Raw genomic sequence first — 21,458 nt, 5'->3', positions numbered from 1 at the left:
CTAGTTCAGCCGGAGCTCGCCGCTGGCGCGCTGCTGGTCGGACTGGTGCTTGAGGACCACACCCAGCGTCTGGGCGACGACGGCGTCGTCGATCGTGTCCAGGCCCAGCGCGAGCAGTGTGCGGCCCCAATCGATGGTCTCGGCGATCGACGGCACCTTCTTGAGCTGCATCCCGCGCAGCACCCCGATGATGCGCACCAATTCCTCGGCGAGGTGGGCGGGCAGCTCGGGAACCCGGGACAGCAGGATGCGGCGCTCCAGGTCGGGGCTGGGAAAGTCGATGTGCAGGAACAGGCAGCGGCGCTTGAGCGCCTCCGACAGCTCGCGGGTGGCGTTGGAGGTCAACAACACGAACGGGGCCCGCTCGGCGGTCAGCGTGCCCAGCTCCGGGACGGTCACCGCGAAGTCGGACAACACCTCCAGCAGCAGGCCTTCGATCTCGATGTCGGCCTTGTCGGTCTCGTCGATCAGCAGCACGGTCGGCTCGGTGCGCCGGATGGCGGTCAGCAGCGGGCGCGACAGCAGGAACTCCTCGCTGAACACGTCGCTCTTGGTCGCGTCCCAGTCTCCGGAGCCGGCCTGGATGCGCAGGATCTGCTTGGCGTGGTTCCACTCGTACAGCGCCCGCGCCTCGTCGACCCCCTCGTAGCACTGCAGCCGGACCAAACCCGAGCCGGTGGCCTGGGCGACGGCGCGGGCCAGTTCGGTCTTGCCCACCCCGGCGGGACCCTCCACCAGCAGCGGCTTGCCGAGCCGGTCGGCCAGGAAGACTGCCGTCGCGGTGGCGGTGTCCGGCAGATAACCGGTTTCGGCCAGCCGCCGCGAAACATCGTTGATGTCCGCGAACAGCGGCACGGGTCGGGCGGGCACGCTCACAATCTCAGTTCTCCTAAAGGATTGGCGCCCGGGCGTCAGGCCGGACGGGTTTGGCCGTCCCCCCACGCAATCCATTTGGTCGAGGTCAGTTCCGGCAACCCCATCGGCCCGCGGGCATGCAGCTTCTGCGTGGAGATGCCGATCTCGGCACCGAAACCGAACTGCTCGCCGTCGGTGAACGCCGTCGACGCGTTAACCATCACCGCCGCGGAGTCGACTCCGTCGGTAAACCGTTGCGCGGCAGCCATATTGTCGGTCACGATGGCCTCGGTGTGTCCGGTGCCGTACTCGTTGACGTGGGCGATCGCGGCGTCGACGCCGTCGACCACCGCCACCGCGATCTCCATCGAGAGGTATTCGCGGCGCAGGTGCTCCTCGTCGGGATCGAGGTGCACCGTCACCCCGGCGTCCTGCAGGGCGGCGACCAGCCTGGGCACGGCCTCCCTGGCGATCGCGGCGTCGACCAGCAGCGTCTCGGCGGCATTGCAGACGCTGGGCCGCCGGGTCTTGGAGTTCAGCAGGACCCGTTCGGCCACCTCCAGGTCGGCGCCGCCGTCCACGTAGACGTGGCAGTTCCCCACGCCGGTCTCGATGGTGGGCACCTGCGCGTCGCGGACCACCGCGTCGATCAGGCTGGCTCCGCCGCGCGGGATCACCACATCGACCAGGCCGCGAGCCTGGATCAGGTGGGTGACCGTGGACCGATCCGCGGCCGAAAGCAGCTGAACCGCGTCGGCGGGCAGGTCCTCGCTCACCAGCGAAGCGCGCAGCACCTCGACGAGCACCTGGTTCGACTTCGACGCCGACGAACTGCCCCGCAGCAACACGGCGTTGCCGGACTTGAGCGCCAGACCGAACGCGTCGACCGTGACGTTGGGCCGGCCCTCGTAGATCATGCCGACCACGCCCAGCGGGACCCGCTGCTGCCGCAACTGCAGCCCGTTGGGCAGCGTGTAGCCGCGCAGCACCTCGCCGACCGGGTCGGGCAGCCCCGCGACCTGTCGCAGGCCGGCGGCGATTCCTTCGACACGTTTGGGGTCCAGCGCCAGCCGGTCGAGCATCGCGGACGGTGTGCCGGCGGCCTCGGCCGCCTTGAGATCCTCGCCGTTGGCCGCCAGGATCAAATCGACGTGGGCCGCGATCGCGTCCGCGGCGGACTGCAGCGCCTGGTCCTTGGCCACCGTCGGCAACAACGCCAGGACCCGCGAGGCGACGCGGGCGCGGCGGGCGGCATCATGGACCTCTCGGCGCGAGTCGGATTGCTGCTGTTGGGTCGCTCCGCTCCGGGACGGTGCTTGCAGACTCATTTGACCAGCGTATCGGTCCTTGGCCGACCGGGTTTGGCTGCCCCTCGCGCAGCGTCCGGCGCCGCCGGCTCACGCCACCCGCTCACCGCGCCGGGCCTGCCGCACCTTGCTCTGGCGTTCTTCGAGGATGCGGCCAAAGTTCTGCAGCAGCAACGGTTCACGCATCACGAGATGCTCGACGTGCTCCCGATCGATCTCCAGCGCGGTCACCTCTTCGAGCGCGTACGCGCTCGCCATGTTCGGTTGCCGCGTCAGCGCGGTCAGTCCCAGGAATGATCCCTGCATCAGCGTGCTGATCGGCACGGCCGACCCGTCGTCGGCCGTCGCGACCAGCTGCACGCGGCCCGCGACCAGGAACCTCATCGCATCGGGCACCTGGCCGGCGTACTCCACGGTTTCGTCGGCGCCGTATCGAACGAGCCTGGCGCAGGTGTGCAGCGATCGCTGTTCGTCGGCGTTCAGTCGCAATGCCGGCGCCACCACGGTGCGCACCGCCTTTTCCACGCGTTCGGTGGTCGAGTAGTCGTCGTCGCAGTCGTCGAGGTGCAGCCCGTCGCGCCGGGCCGCGTACCAGATCCAGCGCAGAAACGTTGCCCGCGCGGCGCCGTCATCGGCCGGCGAGGCCAACCCGATGCTGGTGCGGTACTCGGCGCCGCCCAGCGGCACCGAGCGGGGCACGCTGTCGCCCCGCAGCTGCGGCAGCCCGAGGGCGACCCGCGAAAGCATGGCGCACACCTGGTCGGGCGGGTCGGCCACCGAAAACGTGGTCGTCATCGCCAGTTTGTGGGAGCCCGACGGACGGCTGAGGTTCGTGAACGCCGTCGTGGCCAGCATCGAGTTCGGCGTGACGCGCATCCCGCTGCCCGTGTCGATGTGCACGGCCCGCCAGTTCACCTCGACAACGCGGCCCCGCGCCGTCCCGGTGTCCAGCCAATCGTTCATCCGGAACGGCTGCTCGAATAGCATGAACAAACCCGAGACGATCTGGCCGACGGAGTTCTGCAGCATCAGGCCGATGACCACCGACGTCACGCCCAGCGCGGTGAACAAGCCGCCGACCCGCACGCCCCAGATGTAGGACAGGATCACGACCAGGCCCACGCCGATCAGCACGAAGCGCGCGACGTCGATGAAGATGGTGGGCAGGCGTTTGCGCCAGCTGTCTTCGGGCGCGCCCTCGAAGACGGTGGCGTTGAGCCCCGACAGCAACAGCACCATCACCAGGAAGCCGAACACCGTGGTCAGTACGCGCACCGGGACGTCCCCGGCCGGGATCTCCGATGCCTTGACGAGCAACAGCAGCAGCGCGGCCAGCGGCAGCAGGTAGTTGCGAATCAGGCTCACCGGCCCGGCCAACTTGCTGTTCCTGCGCAGGAGCGCGTCCTGCAGCTCGGTGAAAAGGATCAGCCCGACCGGCAATCCCACCGCGATACCCACCGCCCAGTAGAACCACGACGAGTCGAATACGTTCATTACCGCTCCAACAACCGGTAGATCGCCTGATCGGTGCCGCCCACCGAGATCGCGCCGGCGGGAGTGAACTGCCGGACGTCCCGCATCGCCTCGTATACGTGCGAGCTGACATAGATGCCGGGCTGCGGTGCGCCACTGTGCATCTGGTACGCCAGGCTCACCGCGCCACCCCACATGTCGTAGACCAGGCCGGAGCGGCCCACCAGCCCGCTGACGACGTTGCCGGTGTTGACGCCGACCCGGAGGCGAAGCTGGTGGCCGGTCTCGGTGTTGAATCGATCGATGATCCGGCTGATTTCGAGGGCGAAGTCAACGCTGCGGTGAATGCTGTCCAGCCGCGGCGTGACGACGCCACAGCTGGCCAGATAGCCGTTGTGGAACGTGCGAATCCGTTCCACGCCAAGGGATTCCGCGGCCGAATCGAACTGGCGGAACAGTTCGTCGACAATCCCGACCAGTTCGCCCTCCGGCAACACGTTGGAGATTTCGTCGAGGCCGACGATGTCGGCATAGATGATGCCGACGTCGTGGTGTTTCTGGGCGATGTTCTCCTCGCCCTCACGATAGCGCTGCAGCACCGACTCGGGCATCAGCGAAAGCAGCAGGCGGTCGTTTTCCCGGCGCTGCTCGTTGAGCAGCTCCTCTTTGATCGCCAGATTGCGGCTCATCTCGTTGAAAGCCGCAGTCAGATCACCGATCTCGTCGCGTGACCTCACCGGGATGTTGATTTCGTAGTCGCCGGAGCTGATCTTCCGCGTGCCCTCCTCGAGGCGGCGAACCGGTCGCACCGCCGCCTGGGCGATGAGCATGGAGGCCACACAGATGGCGAAAACCATTGTGGTGACCGCGATCACGAGGCCCTTGCTGAATCTGCCCAGCCGCGCGAAGGCGTCGGAATTGTCTCGGGTCGCCAGGACCGACCAATGCAGTTCGGAATTCGGCACGTTCAGCGGGGCGTAGGCTTCCAGTTCTTTGTTGCCGGTGTAATCGGTGGCGCTGACGACTCCGGTCTCGCCGCGTTGGGCGGCCCGAAGGCCCGCGGTTCCAACCGGCTGCACCAGCGTGGTGCCACCCAACCGGATCGCCCGGTCCGCGACATCGGGAGGCGTGCCGGCGTTTATGGCCTCGCGCCGGTATTCCTTCGGGTCTTCCAGGAAGAGCCGCGAATCCGAACGCATCAAGTTGTCGGGACCCGCCAAATACGTCTCGGTGGCGGCGCCCATGCCGGCGCGGTCCCAGTGCTTGTCGGCGGTCATGATCTTGTTGATCTTTGCGATCGGCACCGGCAGGGCCATGACCCCCACGATTTTGCCGTTCATGCCGACCGGCGACACCACCCACGCGGTGGGTTCGCCGAGGTGCGGTTGATAGGTCTGGAAATCGGTGATCCACACGTAGTCGACGTCGTTGGAGGCCAACGCCTTTTCGTATGCGTCGCGCAGGTTCGATTCGCGATACGGGCCGGTGAGGATGTTGGTCCCGAAGTCGGGCCCCTTCATGACGCTGTAAACGACGTTGCCCTGCATGTCCAGCAGCAGCGCGTCCCGATAGGAAAACCGGCTGACAATACCGCGGATATAGAAATCGAAGCGCGCGTTGGCCGCCGACCATGCGCTGCCGTCGCCGGCGTCCTCGACGGGCAGCGAGTCGGCGCTCGGCCTCGGCGGCGCGGTGTAGTACGCCTGAAGGTACTTCTGCGCGGCCGAACTCGGCAGAACCGCGTTGATGTCGATGCCCTCACCGGTGCGCTGTTTGATCGGTTTGAGCATCTCGTTTTCGTAGTAGCCGACCAGCGCCTGTTGCTGGGCGGGGGTGATCGTCGCGTTGCCCAATTGAGCGAAACCCGCGGCAAGCGCCGTCGTGGCGTCGTTGACGGTGTATCCGCCGCTGTAGACGATCAGCGAGTTCGTCACCTCCCGGAACAGCGCCTCCACCGCCCGCTTCTGGGACTCCCGCAGCTCGATCAACCGCTCGGACTCGACTTGCCGCAACGCGGTGCGACCGGACATGGCCCCGATGAGGGCGATCACCGCCACGCCAAGGATGCTCGACAGCAGCAAGGCCACCAGGATCTTGGATTGGATGCCGAACCTGAAACGGCGCCACACCCGTCGGCGGGAAGCACCGTGAGTCTTTTCGGCCGGGGCGGATTCCGGCGCGCTTTCCGGTAGATCGGCGGCCGGTTCGGCGTCTTTTAGCTCGCTCGATGTCAATGCCTTCCGCCTTCCTAGATTCGGCATCGCTAACGCAGCAGACTAGCGCGCAAAACCCGAGAAATTGGGGTTTGCACGAAGCGTTCGGCGTCGAAATGGTCCCACCGATGCGACTACCGTCGGCGGGATGGCGCGGGTTTGCGTGGTGGGCAGCGTGAACATGGACCTCACGTTCGACGTCGCCACCCTGCCGCGCCCCGGCGAGACGGTGCTGGCGTCGTCGCTGACGTACGCGCCCGGCGGCAAGGGCGGCAACCAAGCGGTCGCCGCGGCGCGCGCGGGCGCGCGGGTGCAGTTCGTCGGCGCGGTCGGCGACGATGCGGCCGGCGAACAGTTGCGGGCCCACCTCTTGGTCAACGGCGTTGGGCTGGACGGGACCGTCGCGATACCCGGGCCGAGCGGAACGGCGATCATCGTCGTCGACGCCGGCGCCGAGAACACCATCGTGGTGGCACCGGGCGCCAACGGGCGGTTGGCGCTGGCCGACGGCGCCGCGCGCGCGGCCGTCACGGATTGCGAAGTGTTGTTGACGCAGTTGGAGATTCCGGTGCCGACGGCGGTGGCCGCGGCGCGCGCGGCCCGGGCGGCCGGAGCGGTCGTCATGGTGAACGCCTCACCCGCCGGCCGCGACCAAAGCTCGCTCGCCGAGCTGGCATCCGTCGCGGACGTGGTGATCGTCAACGAGACCGAGGCCCGCGAATGGCCCTGGCGGCCAACCCACTTGGTGACCACCCTCGGCGCGCGCGGCGCCGGCTGCGCCGGTCCCGACGGCGAGTTCCGGGTACCCGCCCCCGCGGTCGACGCGGTGGACACGACCGGCGCCGGCGACGTGTTCGCCGGGGTGCTGGCCGCGAACTGGCCGCGCGACCCGGGTTCGCGGGCCGATCGGCTCGACGCGCTGCGGCGGGCCTGCGCCGCGGCGGCGCTGTCGACGCTGGTTCCCGGCGCCGGCGACTGCGCGCCGGACGCCTCCGCGATCGAGGCGGCGCTGCGCTAGTCCTCGGGGACCTCGCGCTCGATCTCGTCGAGCCAGATGCGCGCCGACATGTCCGAGGGGGCACGCCAATCCCCGCGCGGCGACAGGGCCCCGCCGTGAGACACCTTGGGGCCGTTGGGCAATGCCGAGCGCTTGAACTGACTGAACGAGTAGAACCGCTGCACAAAGACCCCCAGCCAGTGCCGGATCTCCTTGAGCGAATACGACGGGCGCTTGTCCACCGGGAAGCCGGGCGGCCAGCTGCCACGCTCGGGGTCGCTCCACGCATGCCAGGCCAGGAACGCGATCTTCGACGGCCGGAACCCGAAGCGCAGGACATGGAACAGCGAAAAGTCCTGCAGCGCAAACGGCCCCACCTTCGCCTCGCTGCTCTGCAGCTCTTCCTCTTCCCCGCTGGGAACGAGTTCCGGCGTGATCTCGGTGTCGAGCACCGACTGCAGCACCTCGCACACGTCGGATTGGAACTGCCCCGACGAGATCACCCAGCGGATCAGGTGCTGGATCAGCGTCTTGGGCACGCCGGCGTTGACGTTGTAGTGCGACATCTGGTCGCCGACACCGTATGTCGACCAGCCCAGCCCCAGCTCGGAGAGGTCGCCGGTGCCCAGCACGATGCCGCCGCGCTGATTGGCCAGGCGGAAGAGGTAGTCGGTGCGCAATCCGGCCTGCACGTTCTCGAAGGTGACGTCGTAGACCTTCTCGCCGCGGGAGAACGGATGGTCGATCTCCTTCAGCATCAGCTGCGCGGTGTCGCGGATGTCGATCTCGGAGAAGGTGACCCCGAGCGCGCGGCACAGCTCGATCGCGTTGCGCTTGGTGCGATCTCCGGTGGCGAAGCCGGGCAGCGTGAACGCCAGGATGTCGCTGCGCGGCCGCTTCTCGCGATCCATTGCGCGCGCGGCGACGATCAGCGCGTGTGTCGAGTCCAGCCCACCGGAGATCCCGATGACCACCTTCGGGTAGTTCAGAGCGCGCAGCCGCTGTTCCAGCCCGGCGACTTGGATGTTGTAGGCCTCATAGCAATCCTGTTGCAGCCGTTGCGGATCGGCGGGGACGAACGGAAACCGCTCCACCACGCGCCGCAACCCGATGTCTCCGGAAGGCGGGTCCAGGCGAAACTCGATGCGCCGGAACGACTCGGCCGACGCGCGGTGGTGACGCCGGTTGTCGTCGAAGGTCCCCATCCGCAGCCGCTCCGAACGGAGCAGCCCGGTGTCGACGTCGGCGACGCTGCTTCGCTCCCCCTTCGGGAAGCGCTCGGACATGGCGAGCAGCACGCCGTTCTCCCACACCATGGTCTGGCCGTCCCAGGCCAGGTCGGTGGTCGATTCGCCCTCGCCCGCCGCGGCATAGACGTAGGCGGCGAGGCAACGCGACGACGCCGAGCGGGCCAGCAGGCAACGATCCTCGGCGCGCCCGATGGTGATCGGGCTGCCGGACAGGTTCGCCAGCACCGTGGCACCCGCCAACGCGGCTTCCGCGCTGGGCGGAATCGGCACGAACATGTCCTCGCAGATTTCGACGTGCAACACGAAGTCCGGCAGGTCGGACGCGGCGAACAGCAGGTCGGGCCCGAACGGGGCCTGGATGTCGCCGATGCGGATGACGCCGCGCTCGTCGTCCCCGGGGGAGATCTGGCGACGCTCGTAGAACTCGCGGTAGGTGGGCAGGTACGACTTGGGCACCACCCCGAGCACCGCGCCGCGGTGGATGACGACCGCGGTGTTGTAGATGCGCTGCCCGTAACGCAGCGGGGCGCCGACCACCAGCACCGGCAACAGCTCGGCGGAGGCCGCGACGATGTCCGAGACGGCGGCCTCCACGTCGTCGAGCAACAGGTCCTGCAGCACGATGTCCTCGATGGAGTAGCCGGACAGCGTCAGCTCCGGGAACACGGCCAGGGCGACGCCGTCGTCGTGGCACTCGCGCGCCAACCGCAGGACCGACTCGGCGTTGGCCGCCGGGTCGCCGATCGTGGTGTGGTGCGTGCACGCGGCGACCCGGACAAAGCCCTGGCTGTAGCAGTTGTAAAAGTCCATCGCCCTTCCATTGTCGCCTGCCCGGTGTCAAAAAGCATGCGCCGGGTATCCCCGACAGCGTGAGCGATACCGCGGTCGTCGTGATCGACATGATGAACTCCTACCGGCATCCCGACGCCGAAGACCTCGTACCCAACGTCGAAAAGATCATCGAGCCGCTGGCCGATCTGGTTCGCCACGCCCGGGCCGCCGACGGCGTGGACCTGGTGTACGTCAACGACAACTACGGCGATTTCACCGCCCAGTTCTCCGACATCGTCCGCTCGGCGCTGGACGGGGCGCGGCCCGATCTGGTCAAGCCGATCGTGCCGTCGCAAGAATGCCGCGTACTGACCAAGGTCCGCCACAGCGCCTTCTACGCGACGGCGCTGGCGTACCTGCTGGGTCGCCTCGAGACCAAGCGGTTGATCGTCACCGGTCAGGTCACCGAACAGTGCATCCTCTACACCGCGCTCGACGCCTATGTCCGCCACTTCGCCGTCGTGATCCCGACCGACGCCGTCGCCCACATCGATGCCGACCTGGGCGCGGCGGCGCTGAAGATGATGGAGCAGAACATGTCCGCCGAGCTCACCACGGCGGCGGACTGCCTCGGCTGAGCGGCCGGGCGCCTTTTCCGGGCCTTGACGCGGCACGCCGGCGGTGGGACAACTGGCGGTGTGGCTCGCATCGTCGACTCGGACCAACACCTCTACGAGGGCCGTTCGCTGTGGGCCGACCACATCGACCCGGCTGCGCGCGATGATGCGCTGAGCCTGGTCGACGACGAATTGGGCTACACCTGGCTCAGCTGGCACGGCGCTCGCCTTGCGCTGGCCGACGTCCACCTGCCCGGCAACACCGCGTCGTGCGGGGAACACCGCAAGCGCCAGCGGACCGGCAGGCGCTCCTCGTATCGGTACGACGAGGCGCTGCCCGCCTCTTATTGGGAGCCCGCGTCCCGCGTTCGCTGGCTCGACGGTGCGGGGCTCGACGAGGCGGTCCTGTTCCCCAATTTCGGGCTGCTCTGGGAGCGCCGCCTGTCGTCGTCACTTCCGGCGATGACCGCCAACATGACGGCATGGAACCGGTGGTGCGCGATCGTGCGGGCCGAAGGGGGCGGGCGGCTGCATCCGGTGGCGCACCTGACGTTGCGCGACCCGGAGTGGCTGGAGGCCGAGCTGGATGCGCTGGCGGGCGCCGGCGTCACGCTGGCGATGATCGGCGCCGGGCCGGTGGACGGCCGGGAGCTGTCGCATCCCGAGCACGACCGGATCTGGTCCGCGTTCGTCGACCACGCCGTCACGCCGGTGTTCCACGTCGCCGATCAGGTGCGCGTCTTCGACGATTGCTGGTATCACGACGACCCGGTCCAGGATCTGGTGCCCGCCACCGAGGCGGTATTCCTGTGGGTGCCACCGGCGCTGGCGCTGTCCGACCTGATCCTGCACGGCGTCTTCGAGCGTCATCCGGGTCTGCGCTTCGGCGTGGTCGAGCTCAGCTCCGCCTGGGTGCCGCAGTTTCTGATGATGTTGGACGGGGCGTCCGCGTTCACCACGATGCTCAACGGCAAGCCGACGGCGGAACTGTCCCGGCGGCCGAGCGAATACTTTCTCGATCATGTCCGGGTGTCCTCGTTCTCCTACGAGAACCCTAGGCAGCTGGCCACGATGAGCGGCGACGTGTTCATGTTCTGCAGCGACTATCCCCACTCCGAGGGAACCGCGACGCCGCTGGACGACTACCGGCGGATGGGCTGCGACGAGCAGGAACTGCCCGGCCTGTTTCACACCAACGTCGACTCGTTGCTCAACCGATAGGCCGGCGCGCTGTTGCGCCTGCCAAAGTGGGTACCCACCACCACATGACTGACAATTCGATGCTCGATGCGTTGATGGAACTCGAACGGGCGGGCTGGGATTCGTTGTGCAACGCGACCGGTTCGGAGTTCTACGGCGGCGCGATGCTGCCCGATGCGGTGATGGTGCTCGCCAACGGCATGGTGATGGACCGCGACGCCGTCGTGTCGGCGCTGTCCGAGTCCCCGCCGTGGCGCGCATACGACATCGCCGATGTGCGGTTGGTCCAACTCGATGACGACAACGCGGCGCTGGTTTACACCGGAACCGGGTACCGCGAAGACGCGGAACCCGCTTTCGTCGGGGCGATGTCGAGCGTGTACCACCGCACGCAGGATGGCTGGAAGCTCGCGCTGTATCAGCAGACTCAGATCACTACTTGAGTGGACCGCAACGGATGCCGAATCGCTCCCGCACGGTGTCGAGCACACGGCGCTGGCGCTCGCGCTCGCGGCGGTGGGTGAGCACGAACCGTGCCATGCCCGGCAAGCGGCGCGGCAGCGGGTACCACTTGTCGAAATCGAGGCTGTTCTCGGCGAATACGCGCCTGGGGACGTTGTCGTAGATCAGGCTGAGGTTGTGCTGGATGAGCGCGAACAGCACGTACGGAAACGCCAACGGTGACTTTTGCCGCAGTTCCTGCCAGTCGATTTCGTAGAGCGGGATCTCGCCGAGCTTGTCGAGGAACAGCAGGTGGCCCATGAAGTAGCCCATGAACGCGGGTAGGTGCAGTATGGCCGACCGCACATTGATGGAAGCGACTGCGCCACTGGGCGAAACGTACGGCTCGTAGGAGTTGTCGTCGGGGAATTTGACGTATCCGGTGCAGTTGACCACCCAGCTGCCGCGTTGGATCGTCTTCGTCGATCCGCTTCGGAACACCAACTCGGTCGTGCCGTTGCGATCGACCGCATCCTCGAAATAGTCCATGACGACATCGTTGAGACCTGCTGAGATGGTGCGGTTTTCGGCCTCGGACAGCACACCCAACACGAAGTTGTCCGCCTGCGGAGTCAGGTAGGTGCCGTAGGTGGCGCGGAACCAGCCTTGGACCTCCGATTCGTTGGTGCCGTCGTACTGGCGACCCATCTGTGCGCCGATGGTGCTCCCCGGCGTGCCAGTCCACCACCGTCGGGCGCCGCTCGGGAAAAGGTTGTCCCGGCTGGAGAAGAACGTTCCCCGGCCGGCGACGAGGTTCACCTCGCGACCGGGGTACGCCGTGATCAGTGCGTGCGCGGTGTCCATCGCGGTTTTCCGCCGCCGATGACCCACACGGGCGCGTCGCTTTCCCTGATGTCGCCCGCCCGGACGTCGCAGTAGTCGGGCGACACCGAATGGATGCGTTTACTGGACATCTCGAGCGGCTCGTTCGTCGTGATTGCCAGACCAAAGGCCTTGATCAAGCGCCTTGTCTCGACGACGAGCACCCGGCCGTCGGCGGCCCGACAGGTGACCCGCACGATGCCGTCGGCTTCTTCCGCCGACTCGAAGTCCCAGCCGAGGTACTCATCGACCCGCACGCGCTCCCTGATCACGTCGACGCAGTGCCGAAAATGGTCGAGCACCTCGTCCTTGGCCGCCAGGTAGCCGCGATCCTTGCCGAGCGTCCACTCGATGTCGCCCGCGGTGAACATGGGATGCGGCTGGTGCAGGCGCACGTACGAGTACACGTCGACCCACATGCCGCCGACACGCGCCCGACGGTCGATCAGGATCACCCTCTGGTCGCGCGACAGGTATCGGCTCGCGGCGAACAGGGCGTTGAGCCCGGCGATGCCGGCTCCGACGATGCAGACGTCGCAGCTTTCCACAAGCGGAGGCTGGGGTGCGGACATCAGACCACCTCTTCTTGTACAGGCGTCAAGTATGTGTCCGCGCGGCGCCCCCGGGAAGAGTAATCGACTACTCCTTTGATTCCCTGCCTTTTGTGGTCGAACGTGAGTAGCATTTGTTTGCTAAACAGCAACGCGAGCGCGTGGCAAGAGGCAACGTGACGATGAAAGTCAGATTTGTCGCCGTCTTCGCGATCTGCGCCGTCTTCACAACTCCGGGCACAGTTGCTGGCTTTGTCGCTCGCGCGGACGATTCGGGGACCGCGGTGTACAGCGGCATCAGCCGGCTTCGCCAAACGTGCGGGCCGATCGGGGACGACCCGCGGTTGGCAGCCTCGGCGCAGCGGCACGCCAACGACATGCTGGCGAACGGGGTGAGCGGCCATATCGGTTCGGATGGCTCTTCGCCGCGGGCGCGCATCGCGGATGCGGGCTACCCGACGACCGGCGCCACGGGTGAGATCGTCTATTGGGGCACCGGCTCCGCTGCGACCCCGAGCTCAGCGGTCGACCTCTGGATGGGTAGTCCCCCACACCGAGCGATCATCCTGAATTGCACGTTCACAACGGCCGGCTTCGCCACCGCGTCGGACGGCAACAAGATGACCGTCGTGGGTGACTTCGCGAGCCCCTGAAACCGAGCGGGCCACGACGTTTCGAGTCACCACCTCCGCCGTAGCACTCGGCACAGCGATCACCACCGCGAACCCCTCCTCGTGGGGTTTGCGATCGCCTATCCTGTGAGAACCGGGGGCCGGGATTGGCGGAGGGTCGGGTGACTGCCATAGCAGCGTGCCGGACGTGCGGCAGCGAGCCCTTGGAGAATGCCCGGTTTTGCCATAGGTGCGGTTCACCGCTGCCAGACGGAAATGCCCGCGCCGAGTACAAACAGGTCACCATCCTGTTCGCCGATGTGGTGCACTCCATGGACATCGCCGCGGCGGTGGGTCCGGAGCGGCTCCGCGAGATCATCACCGGCCTTGTCGACCGCTGCTCGGCGGTGGTCAAGCGGTACGGCGGAACGGTGGACAAGTTCACCGGCGACGGGATCATGGCGGTGTTCGGCGCGCCGATGGCGTTGGAGGACCATGCGATTCGTGCCGGTCTGGCGGCCCTGGGGATTCAAGACGAGGCCGCGCGGCTCGCCGTCGACGTCCAAGAACACGACGGCGTGGACCTCCGGATACGGGTGGGACTGAACTCCGGTCAGGTGATCGCCGGTGAAATCGGTTCCGGGCCTTTCGGTTACACCGCCATCGGTGAGCAGGTCGGCATGGCGCAACGGATGGAATCGGTCGCCCCGCCGGGCGGGGTGATGCTCACCGCGTCAACGAAACGACTTGTTGATGACGTTGCGACTCTGGGCGATCCCGAGCTGGTCCGGATCAAGGGTGCGGACGAGCCGGTCGTGGCGTATCGGCTGTTGGGCCTGGGAGACGGGCATCGCGTTGTCGGGCATGGCGAGTCGAGTCTGGTCGGTCGACGGTGCGAGTTGTCCACCGTCGAGGCTTTGTTGGAGCGCGCAATCGACGGCCACGGCGGTGTGGTCAGCGTGGTGGGCTCACCCGGCATCGGCAAGAGCCGTCTGGTGCGCGAGGTCGCCGCGATGGCAGCGGTCCGGGGTGTGGAGGTGTTCACCACCTTTTGCGAATCGCACGCCGCCGACGTTCCGTTCCGCGTGGTGGCGCGGCTGTTGCGCGCGGCCACCGGGATCGAGGGCGTCGAGGCGGAGGCGGCCCGCGCACAGGTCCATGCCCAGGTTCGCGGTGCAGACCCCGAGGACCTGGCGCTCTTCGACGACCTGCTGGGCATCGCCGATCCCGAGTTTTTCCTGCCCAAGACCGATGCCGACGCGCGACGGCGACGGTTGACCGCGCTGGTCAATGCCGCATCACTGGCCCGCACAACCCCCACCCTCTACGTCATCGAGGACGCCCACTGGATCGATGCCGTCAGCGAATCGATGCTGGCCGATTTCCTCGAGGTGATCCCGCGGACGCGCTCGTTGGTGTTGATCAGCTACCGCCCCGAATATCGGGGCGCGCTGAGCCGGGTGCCCGGTGCGCAAGGCATCACCCTCGCGCCCCTCAGCGATGCCGAAACCGCCGCCCTGGTCGCCGAACTGTTGGGCCCCGATCCGTCAGTGGCCGAGATCGGCCAGATCATCACCGCACGCGCGGCGGGCAACCCGTTTTTCGCCGAAGAGATCACCCGGGAACTCGCTCAACGCGGCGTACTCGTCGGCGAGCGCGCCAACTACTCCTGCCGCACCGATGTCACCGACGTGCAAGTGCCGGCCACGCTGCAAGCCGCCATCGCCGCCCGCATCGACCGGCTACCCCCGGCGGCCAAACGCACCCTTGCTGCCGCGGCGGTCATCGGATCCAGCTTCAGCTGCGATCTGCTGGCCAGCCTGGGCATCGACGCCCGCGTCGACGAGCTGATCACCGCCGAGCTGATCAAACAGGTTCGGCACGGGCCGGATGCCGAATATGCGTTTCACCATCCGCTGATTCGGACCGTGGCCTACGAGGCTCAACTGAAATCCGATCGCGCCGAGTCGCACCGGCGGCTGGCCGCCGCGATCGAAACCCGCGAGCCGCAATCGGCCGACCAGAACGCCGCGCTGATCGCCGACCATCTCCAGGCCGCCGGTGACCTGCGCGACGCATACGGCTGGAACATGCGCGCCGCGAAGTGGGCGACCAACCGCGACATCGCCGCGGCGCGTTTCAGATGGGAGCGCGCCCGGATGCTCGCCGACGCCCTGCCTGCCGGGGAGCCGGACCGGGCAGCCATGCGCATTGCGCCGCGCACGATGTTGTGCGCGATCGCCTGGCGAGTCCACGAACATGTTGCCGGCGCCCGTTTCGAGGAAATGCGTGAGCTGTGCGGCGCCGCCGGGGACAAGGCGTCACTGGCCATCGCCACGGCGGGGCTGGGCCACGATTGCCTCTATCAGGGCAGGATTCTCGAGGCCTCGCGGCTGGCATCCGAGGCCTGGGAGCTCATCGAGGCGCTCGACAATCCGGTGCTGACGGTGGGGCTCTCCCCCTTGCCGATCCGGGCCAAGACCGCGACGTCTGAGTGGTCCACGGTGCTGCGGTGGTCACAACGGGCCATCGACCTGGCCGAGGGCGACCCGTCCAAGGGGAACTTCATGATCGGCTGTCCGCTGGCGAATGCCTTGGCGGTTAGGGGTATCGCCCGTTGTTCGCTGGGCCTTCCCGGATGGCGCGATGATCAGCGGCAAGCAATCGCCATGGCGCGCCACGCCGACCCCCTCTCCTACACCGGGGTCATCGCCTACGTTTACTTCCCCGGAATCCTGAGCGGCATGCTCCTGCCCGAGGATTCCGCGATGCGCGAGATCGAGGACGCGGTGCGGATCGCCGAACGGTCCGGCGATGACGTGGCGTTGGCCTTCGCTCGCATGACGCTCAGCGTCGCGCTGGTCCACCGCCACACGGCGGCCGAGCGTGAACGGGGAAATGAGCTGCTGGCCACGGTCAGCGAAATGTACCGAAGCCGTGGCCAAAACGTGGGCCTGTTACCCGCGATCAACGTGTGCCGGGCGCGTGAGATGGTTCGGCGTGGAGATCGCGATGAGGCGATACCGCTGATGCGCGCCGCCGTCGACGATTTGTTCCGCGACGGAGTGCTGCAGGCGCTCGGCTCGCTGGCGACCGGTGTCCTGATGGAGACACTGCTCGATCGCGGCGCCGACGGTGACATGGCCGAAGCCGAGGCCGCCGTCGAGCAATTGGCCGCCGCGCGGGGTGAAGACGGTCTGGTAACGCGCGAGATCTGGCTGCTGCGCTGCCGGGCTGGTTTGGCGCGGGCTCACGGTGACGACGCCGGCTATCGCGAGTACCGGGATCGCTACCGCGACATGGCGAAAAGGCTTGGCTTCGAGGGTCATATCGGCTGGGCCGAGGCGATGCCATGATCGCTGCCCCTTCCGGGGTTGTGACGTTTTTGTTCACCGATATCGAGGGTTCGACCGGTCGGTGGGAGACGGACGCGGACACGATGCGGAAGGCCCTCGCCGCACACGACGAGGTGTTGCGCTCGGCGATCGAGGCGCACGGCGGTTTTTTGTTCAAGCACACCGGTGACGGAGTGTGTGCCGCATTCGCGTCACCAACGTCCGCGGTGGATGCTGCCATTGCCGCGCAGCGGACGCTGGAGTTGCCCGTGCGGATGGGCATCGCAACCGGCGAAGCCGAACTGCGGGAGGGCGACTACTTCGGTGCGGTGCTCAATCGCGCGGCGCGGGTGATGGGCGCCGGGAACGGTGGTCAGATTCTCCTTGCCGAGTCGACGGCGGTTCTGCTCACTGGAGTTGATCTGGTGGATCTGGGGCCGCGGCGGTTGCGGGACGTACCAAGGCCGGTCGGTGTCTTTCAAGTACGGGCAGCGGGCCTGCGCGAGGAGTTTCCCCCGTTGCGGGCGCTCGACACGACCCCGGGAAATCTGCGGCCTGCGACCACCAGCTTGATCGGACGTGAGTCCGAGGTCGCCGAGATCGAAGCGGCGGTCAAGTCGCATCGGTTGGTGACGCTGACCGGCGTGGGTGGGGTCGGCAAGACCCGTCTGGCGTTGGAAGTCGCGGCGCACCTAGCTGATGAATTCCCGGACGGTGTTTGGTTTTTCGAACTCGCAGCGGTGACCGATCCGGCTGCGGTACCCGACGCCGTGGCCGCGGTGCTGGGCATCACCCAGCAGCCGGGCAAGACCGTCAGCGAGTCGGTGGCCGCTGCGTTGGAGGGCCGGATCCGACTGTTGGTGATCGACAATTGCGAGCACGTTCTCACCGCCGCCGCCGACCTGATCGAAGCCGTCCTCGCGCACTCGGCGACTGCGCGAATCCTGGCCACCAGCCGCGAGGGACTCGGAGTTTCAGACGAGCAGGTTCGACCGGTGCGCTCGCTGGACGCTGCCGCGGGAATCGATTCTGTGGCGGTGAGTCTGTTCGTCGAACGCGCTCAAGGCATTTCACCGGGCTTCTCGATGGTCGACGGCGATGAGGCCGCTGCGGTCACCGAGATTTGTCAACGCCTGGACGGGATTCCGTTGGCCATCGAACTGGCCGCCTCCCGGATGGCGTCGATGACCGCCAGCGAAATGCGCGATCGACTCGATCACCGATTCAGGCTGCTGGTTGGCTCGCGGCGCGGCCTGGAACGCCACCACACGCTGCGCCATGCGGTGGCCTGGTCCTACGACCTTCTCGCCGACACCGAAAAGTCAGTGCTGGAACGCTGTTCGGTCTTCGCGGGCGGATTTGACCTCCAAGGCGCCTGCGCGGTAGCTGCATCGGACGATCTCGACGAGTACGCCGTTCTTGACGTACTCGACGCACTGGTGCGCAAGTCGCTGCTGATCGCCGACCGATCTTCGGGGCGGACTCGGTTTTCGATGCTGGAGACGATCCGCCAGTTCGCCGAAGACCAACTCGTCGGCCACTACGAAGCGTCCGAGGTGCGGACCGCCCACTCGCACTACTTCGCCGGGCGGGAAGCCGGCATCCTGGCCCTGTGGGACAGTCCCCGCCAGCGCGAGGCGTACGACTGGCTCAGCGTCGAACTCGCCAATCTGCGTACCGCGTTTCGGTGGGCTGCCGACCGCGGCGATCTCGACGCCGCTGCCGCCATCGCGACATGTGCTGCGTTTCTCGGCTCCTCTCTGGGGAACTACGAACCCACAGCCTGGGCCGGAGAGCTGGTAGAGCCTCTTCGCGCCGTCGACCATCCTCGACTGGCCGCGGTGTGCGTGGTGGCATCGCTGTGCTGCGTCATCGGACGCTTCGAGGAGGCTGTGCGCTACAGCGAGGTCGGTCAGCGGGTTATCGCCGCCGCCAGCGACAACGTGTCGTACGTCGGTGAGGGCTGGCTGGCGAGTGCCTACGGTTTTGTCGGCCAGCTCGACCGGTGGGTCGAGCTATGTCGCGCCCAGCTGGCACGCAGTGGCGGCACCAACACATACGCCAGGGCGCACCTTGTGCTCGCGTTAACTGTCTCCGGTTCGACTGACGAGGCGATGGTTGCCGCGAACGGGCTCGTCGATGCGGCTGAAGCGAGCCGTAATCCGTGGTTGCTTGCGTACGCACTGCTCGTGTCCGGGGCTGCCTGTCGCAACGCCGAGCCCGGCCGCGCTCTCGAAGCGCTGCGCCGCGGTGTGCTCATCGCGCGGGATAGCGGCAACCGTTTCTATGAGACACAACTGGCCTACTTGGTCTCCGGCATTGAGGCCGAACACGGCAACCCGATGGTGGCGTTGAATTACCTTGCCGTGGCGGTCCGTAATCACCACGAGTCGGGCAACTTCGGCATGGTGCATAACCCCTTGGCCATGCTTGCTTTCGTTCTCGACCGGTTCGGGCGCTACCTGCCAGCGGCCACCATCGCGGGTTTCGCAACGGTCAATCCGATGACCTCAGCGGGCTTCCCCGAACTCGCCACAACGATCACCCACCTTCGCGAGGTTCTCGGCGACCAAACCTACGAATCGCTCGCCCGCAAGGGCGAGACGATGACCACCGCCGAGATGGTGACCTACGCATACGACCAAATCGAACAGGCCCGAGCGGAACTGAACACCGTCGCGAAATAGACCCCAGCCTCGCGCGAGGGTGCGCAGGATGCCAGCGTTATCGGCGTGGCGATGTGCAAACGCGCACGCTCGCGAGGGTCTGGATACCCTTGGGCCATGGACGCTCCGGAGCTGGTTGCGCTGTTGGCCGGACGGCGGGTCGCGGTGCTCACCGGCGCGGGGATCTCCACCGACTCCGGCATCCCCGACTACCGGGGCCCGGATTCGCCGCCGAGCAACCCGATGACCATCCAGCAGTTCACCTCCGACCCGATGTTCCGGCAGCGCTACTGGGCGCGCAACCACGTCGGCTGGCGGCACATGGACGACACGCTGCCGAACGCCGGGCACCGCGCGGTGGCCGCGCTGGAGCACGTCGGCGTGGTCACCGGGGTCATCACCCAGAACGTCGACCTGCTGCACACCAAGGCCGGCAGCCGCAACGTCGTCAACCTGCACGGCAGCTACGCGCGGGTGATCTGCCTGGGCTGCGGCCACACCCTGAGCCGTGCGGCGCTGGCCGAAGAGCTCGAGGCGCTCAACCCGGGGTTCATCGAGCGCGCCGAGGCAATCGGCGGGCTGGCGGTGGCGCCCGACGCCGACGCAGTCGTCGCCGACACCGCGTCGTTCCGCTACCTCGACTGCCCGAGCTGCGCCGGGATGCTCAAGCCCGATATCGTCTACTTCGGCGAAAGCGTCCCCAAAGACACTGTGGCCCAGGCGTATTCGGTGGTCGAAGAAGCCGAGGCGCTGCTGGTCGCGGGCTCTTCGCTGACGGTGTTCTCCGGCTATCGGTTCGTGCGGCACGCCGCCGCGCGGGACATCCCGGTCGCCATCGTCAACCGCGGCCGCACCCGCGGTGATGGCCTGGCGACCGTCAAGGTCGACGGCGGCTGCTCGGAGTTGCTGGCGTTGCTGGCCACCGAACTCGCCGGAGCATTGGCCTAGAATGTGCAGGGCATGCTACGCACGGCATGGATGAAGTTGCCCGCCACGTAGGTCGGATCGCCCGCCTCGATGTCCGGCAGCTGGCGCAGTAGCTCGCCGAAGATGGCGCGCAGCTGCGCGCGGGCCATGTGCGCCCCGAGGCAGAAGTGCGCTCCGCCGCCGCCGAAGCCGACGTGCGGGTTAGGGTTGCGGCTCAGATCCAACCGCTCCGGGTGGTCGAACACCTCGGTGTCCCAGTTGCCGGACGGATAGAACATCACCACCTTCTCGCCCGCCCGGATGGTCTGGCCGCCCAGCTCGTAATCCGTTGCGGCCGTGCGCCGAAACGTCATCACCGGCGAGGCCCACCGGACGAATTCCTCGACCGCGGTGCCGATGCGGCTGTCGAAATCCTCTAGCAGCCATGCCCTTTGGTCTCCGAAGTCGGTGAGCGCCTTCATGGCGTGGCTGGTGGTCTGGCGGGTGGTGTCGTTGGCCGCGACGGAGAGCAACACGAAGAACGCGGCCACGTCGGCGTCGGAAAGCCGGTCGCCGTCCACCTCGGCGTGCACCAGGCTGCTGATCAGGTCGTCGCCGGGATGTTCGCGGCGCTCCGCCGCGAGCGCGCCGGCCACCTGATGCACGTACACCTGGTTCTCGACCAGCACCTCCATCGGGTTGCGGCCGTCGAGGTAGGCGGGGTCGGCCCACGACACCATGGCGTCGGTGGCGTGGGCTATGTGCTCGCGCTCGGATTCGGGAATCCCCACCATGTCCGACAGGGTGCGGATGGGCAATTCCTTGGCGCAGTTGTCGACGAAGTCGGCACCACTGCCAGCGGCCCGGAGCTCCTCGACGATGGTCTTGGCGTTCGCCTTGATCGAGTCCTCGATGCGGCGAACCTGCCGCGGGGTGAAGGCGGCGCTGACGAGCTTGCGCAACTTGGTGTGTCGGGGCGGGTCCATCGCAAGGAACGACTGCGACGCTTCGAGCAGCTCCGCCGGAATGTTCTCGAACATCACGCCCTTGCCGGACAGGAACACCTCGTTGTTGCGGCTGACGGTGACGATGTCGGCGCGCCGGGTGACGGCCCAATAGCCGGGGTCGTCCGGGTCGGGCATCAGGGCGTCCTCGACAGGAGGATGCCAGCTCACCGGCCGCTCTGCCCGCAGCACGGCAAACGAGCGTTCCCGGTCCGCGGCGGTGGTCGACCAGAACGCCCGCGAGGACAAATCGATGGTGTCGTAGGCGCGGGCAATGGCAGGCGTAGCCGTCATGGGATCCTCCAACGAACCGAGAGCCGTTCACCGACGATATGCCTAGACACTTTGTCTAGTCAATATGTCAAGGCGTCGGCTATGC

At 67.2% G+C, this 21,458-nt stretch carries 16 protein-coding genes; 8 read left to right on the top strand and 8 right to left on the bottom strand.

The features are described 5' to 3' along the window. The 4 genes from OQ968_RS19225 to OQ968_RS19210 all read right to left on the bottom strand — a co-directional run bounded on the left by OQ968_RS19225 (position 1) and on the right by OQ968_RS19210 (position 5,869). Positions 1–876, bottom strand: coding sequence for an AAA family ATPase (locus OQ968_RS19225; RefSeq protein ID WP_076064394.1), 876 nt, complete (start codon positions 874–876; stop codon positions 1–3). A 35-nt stretch (positions 877–911) separates the two neighbouring features. Further along, a complete protein-coding gene (locus OQ968_RS19220; RefSeq protein WP_324680771.1) occupies positions 912–2,183 on the bottom strand; it encodes a glutamate-5-semialdehyde dehydrogenase in 1,272 nt (423 codons plus the stop codon). Between the two features lie 69 nt (positions 2,184–2,252). Next, on the bottom strand, positions 2,253–3,656 hold the full coding sequence (locus OQ968_RS19215; RefSeq protein WP_324680769.1) for a mechanosensitive ion channel family protein: 1,404 nt from the start codon (positions 3,654–3,656) through the stop codon (positions 2,253–2,255). Beyond that, complete coding sequence (locus tag OQ968_RS19210) at positions 3,656–5,869, bottom strand: adenylate/guanylate cyclase domain-containing protein (protein WP_324680767.1); 2,214 nt, start codon at positions 5,867–5,869, stop codon at positions 3,656–3,658. Before OQ968_RS19210 ends, OQ968_RS19215 begins: the two co-directional genes overlap by 1 nt. Before the next feature lie 127 nt (positions 5,870–5,996). On the opposite strand from OQ968_RS19210, the gene OQ968_RS19205 reads away from it, so the two are divergent. After that, the gene (locus OQ968_RS19205) at positions 5,997–6,866 is read left to right on the top strand and encodes a PfkB family carbohydrate kinase (protein ID WP_324680765.1); all 870 of its coding nucleotides are present in this window, start codon (positions 5,997–5,999) and stop codon (positions 6,864–6,866) included. Here the strand turns inward: OQ968_RS19205 and OQ968_RS19200 are convergent. After that, positions 6,863–8,905, bottom strand: a complete 2,043-nt coding sequence (locus tag OQ968_RS19200) for an NAD(+) synthase (protein ID WP_324680763.1) — start codon at positions 8,903–8,905, stop codon at positions 6,863–6,865. The genes OQ968_RS19205 and OQ968_RS19200 overlap by 4 nt on opposite strands. Before the next feature lie 59 nt (positions 8,906–8,964). On the opposite strand from OQ968_RS19200, the gene OQ968_RS19195 reads away from it, so the two are divergent. From OQ968_RS19195 to OQ968_RS19185, 3 genes are read left to right on the top strand one after another with little or no spacing between them, the layout of a single operon-like run. Beyond that, complete coding sequence (locus OQ968_RS19195; protein WP_324680761.1) at positions 8,965–9,504, top strand: isochorismatase family cysteine hydrolase; 540 nt, start codon at positions 8,965–8,967, stop codon at positions 9,502–9,504. Positions 9,505–9,564: 60 nt separating this feature from the next. After that, positions 9,565–10,704, top strand: coding sequence for an amidohydrolase family protein (locus tag OQ968_RS19190; RefSeq protein ID WP_324680759.1), 1,140 nt, complete (start codon positions 9,565–9,567; stop codon positions 10,702–10,704). 44 nt (positions 10,705–10,748) lie between these two features. Continuing rightward, complete coding sequence (locus OQ968_RS19185) at positions 10,749–11,126, top strand: nuclear transport factor 2 family protein (RefSeq protein ID WP_324680757.1); 378 nt, start codon at positions 10,749–10,751, stop codon at positions 11,124–11,126. On the opposite strand, the gene OQ968_RS19180 is transcribed toward OQ968_RS19185, so the two are convergent. Both OQ968_RS19180 and OQ968_RS19175 read right to left on the bottom strand, forming a co-directional pair. After that, on the bottom strand, positions 11,119–11,988 hold the full coding sequence (locus tag OQ968_RS19180) for a hypothetical protein (RefSeq protein ID WP_324680754.1): 870 nt from the start codon (positions 11,986–11,988) through the stop codon (positions 11,119–11,121). The two genes, OQ968_RS19185 and OQ968_RS19180, sit on opposite strands and share 8 nt — an antisense overlap. After that, entirely contained in the window at positions 11,967–12,578 is a 612-nt protein-coding gene (locus OQ968_RS19175) for an NAD(P)-binding protein (RefSeq protein WP_324680753.1), read from the bottom strand. Before OQ968_RS19175 ends, OQ968_RS19180 begins: the two co-directional genes overlap by 22 nt. A 155-nt stretch (positions 12,579–12,733) precedes the next feature. On the opposite strand from OQ968_RS19175, the gene OQ968_RS19170 reads away from it, so the two are divergent. From OQ968_RS19170 to OQ968_RS19155, 4 genes are all read left to right on the top strand, one after another. Beyond that, positions 12,734–13,210, top strand: a complete 477-nt coding sequence (locus OQ968_RS19170; protein WP_420715955.1) for a CAP domain-containing protein — start codon at positions 12,734–12,736, stop codon at positions 13,208–13,210. Positions 13,211–13,350: 140 nt separating this feature from the next. After that, a complete protein-coding gene (locus tag OQ968_RS19165) occupies positions 13,351–16,524 on the top strand; it encodes an ATP-binding protein (RefSeq protein ID WP_324680749.1) in 3,174 nt (1,057 codons plus the stop codon). After that, a complete protein-coding gene (locus OQ968_RS19160; RefSeq protein ID WP_324680747.1) occupies positions 16,521–19,190 on the top strand; it encodes an ATP-binding protein in 2,670 nt (889 codons plus the stop codon). The genes OQ968_RS19165 and OQ968_RS19160 overlap by 4 nt, the downstream gene beginning before the upstream one ends. A 96-nt stretch (positions 19,191–19,286) precedes the next feature. Next, a complete protein-coding gene (locus OQ968_RS19155; protein WP_324680745.1) occupies positions 19,287–20,117 on the top strand; it encodes a Sir2 family NAD-dependent protein deacetylase in 831 nt (276 codons plus the stop codon). Here the strand turns inward: OQ968_RS19155 and OQ968_RS19150 are convergent. Then, complete coding sequence (locus tag OQ968_RS19150) at positions 20,114–21,373, bottom strand: cytochrome P450 (RefSeq protein WP_324680744.1); 1,260 nt, start codon at positions 21,371–21,373, stop codon at positions 20,114–20,116. The two genes, OQ968_RS19155 and OQ968_RS19150, sit on opposite strands and share 4 nt — an antisense overlap. Between the last annotated feature and the right edge of the window lie 85 nt (positions 21,374–21,458).

Origin of the sequence: Mycobacterium sp. 663a-19, assembly GCF_035616495.1 — a bacterium.
GTDB lineage: Bacteria > Actinomycetota > Actinomycetes > Mycobacteriales > Mycobacteriaceae > Mycobacterium.
The sequence above is the reverse complement of the archived record's forward strand: the minus strand, read 5'-3'. Positions and strand labels throughout refer to the sequence as shown.

What these genes read in the sequence shown, in the direction of transcription:
- OQ968_RS19220 (WP_324680771.1), bottom strand. Translation starts at nt 2,183, where the DNA reads ATGAGTCTGCAAGCACCGTCCCGGAGCGGAGCGACCCAACAGCAGCAA.
- OQ968_RS19215 (WP_324680769.1), bottom strand. Translation starts at nt 3,656, where the DNA reads ATGAACGTATTCGACTCGTCGTGGTTCTACTGGGCGGTGGGTATCGCG.
- OQ968_RS19205 (WP_324680765.1), top strand. Translation starts at nt 5,997, where the DNA reads ATGGCGCGGGTTTGCGTGGTGGGCAGCGTGAACATGGACCTCACGTTC.
- OQ968_RS19200 (WP_324680763.1), bottom strand. Translation starts at nt 8,905, where the DNA reads ATGGACTTTTACAACTGCTACAGCCAGGGCTTTGTCCGGGTCGCCGCG.
- OQ968_RS19185 (WP_324680757.1), top strand. Translation starts at nt 10,749, where the DNA reads ATGACTGACAATTCGATGCTCGATGCGTTGATGGAACTCGAACGGGCG.
- OQ968_RS19180 (WP_324680754.1), bottom strand. Translation starts at nt 11,988, where the DNA reads ATGGACACCGCGCACGCACTGATCACGGCGTACCCCGGTCGCGAGGTG.
- OQ968_RS19175 (WP_324680753.1), bottom strand. Translation starts at nt 12,578, where the DNA reads ATGTCCGCACCCCAGCCTCCGCTTGTGGAAAGCTGCGACGTCTGCATC.
- OQ968_RS19160 (WP_324680747.1), top strand. Translation starts at nt 16,521, where the DNA reads ATGATCGCTGCCCCTTCCGGGGTTGTGACGTTTTTGTTCACCGATATC.
- OQ968_RS19155 (WP_324680745.1), top strand. Translation starts at nt 19,287, where the DNA reads ATGGACGCTCCGGAGCTGGTTGCGCTGTTGGCCGGACGGCGGGTCGCG.
- OQ968_RS19150 (WP_324680744.1), bottom strand. Translation starts at nt 21,373, where the DNA reads ATGACGGCTACGCCTGCCATTGCCCGCGCCTACGACACCATCGATTTG.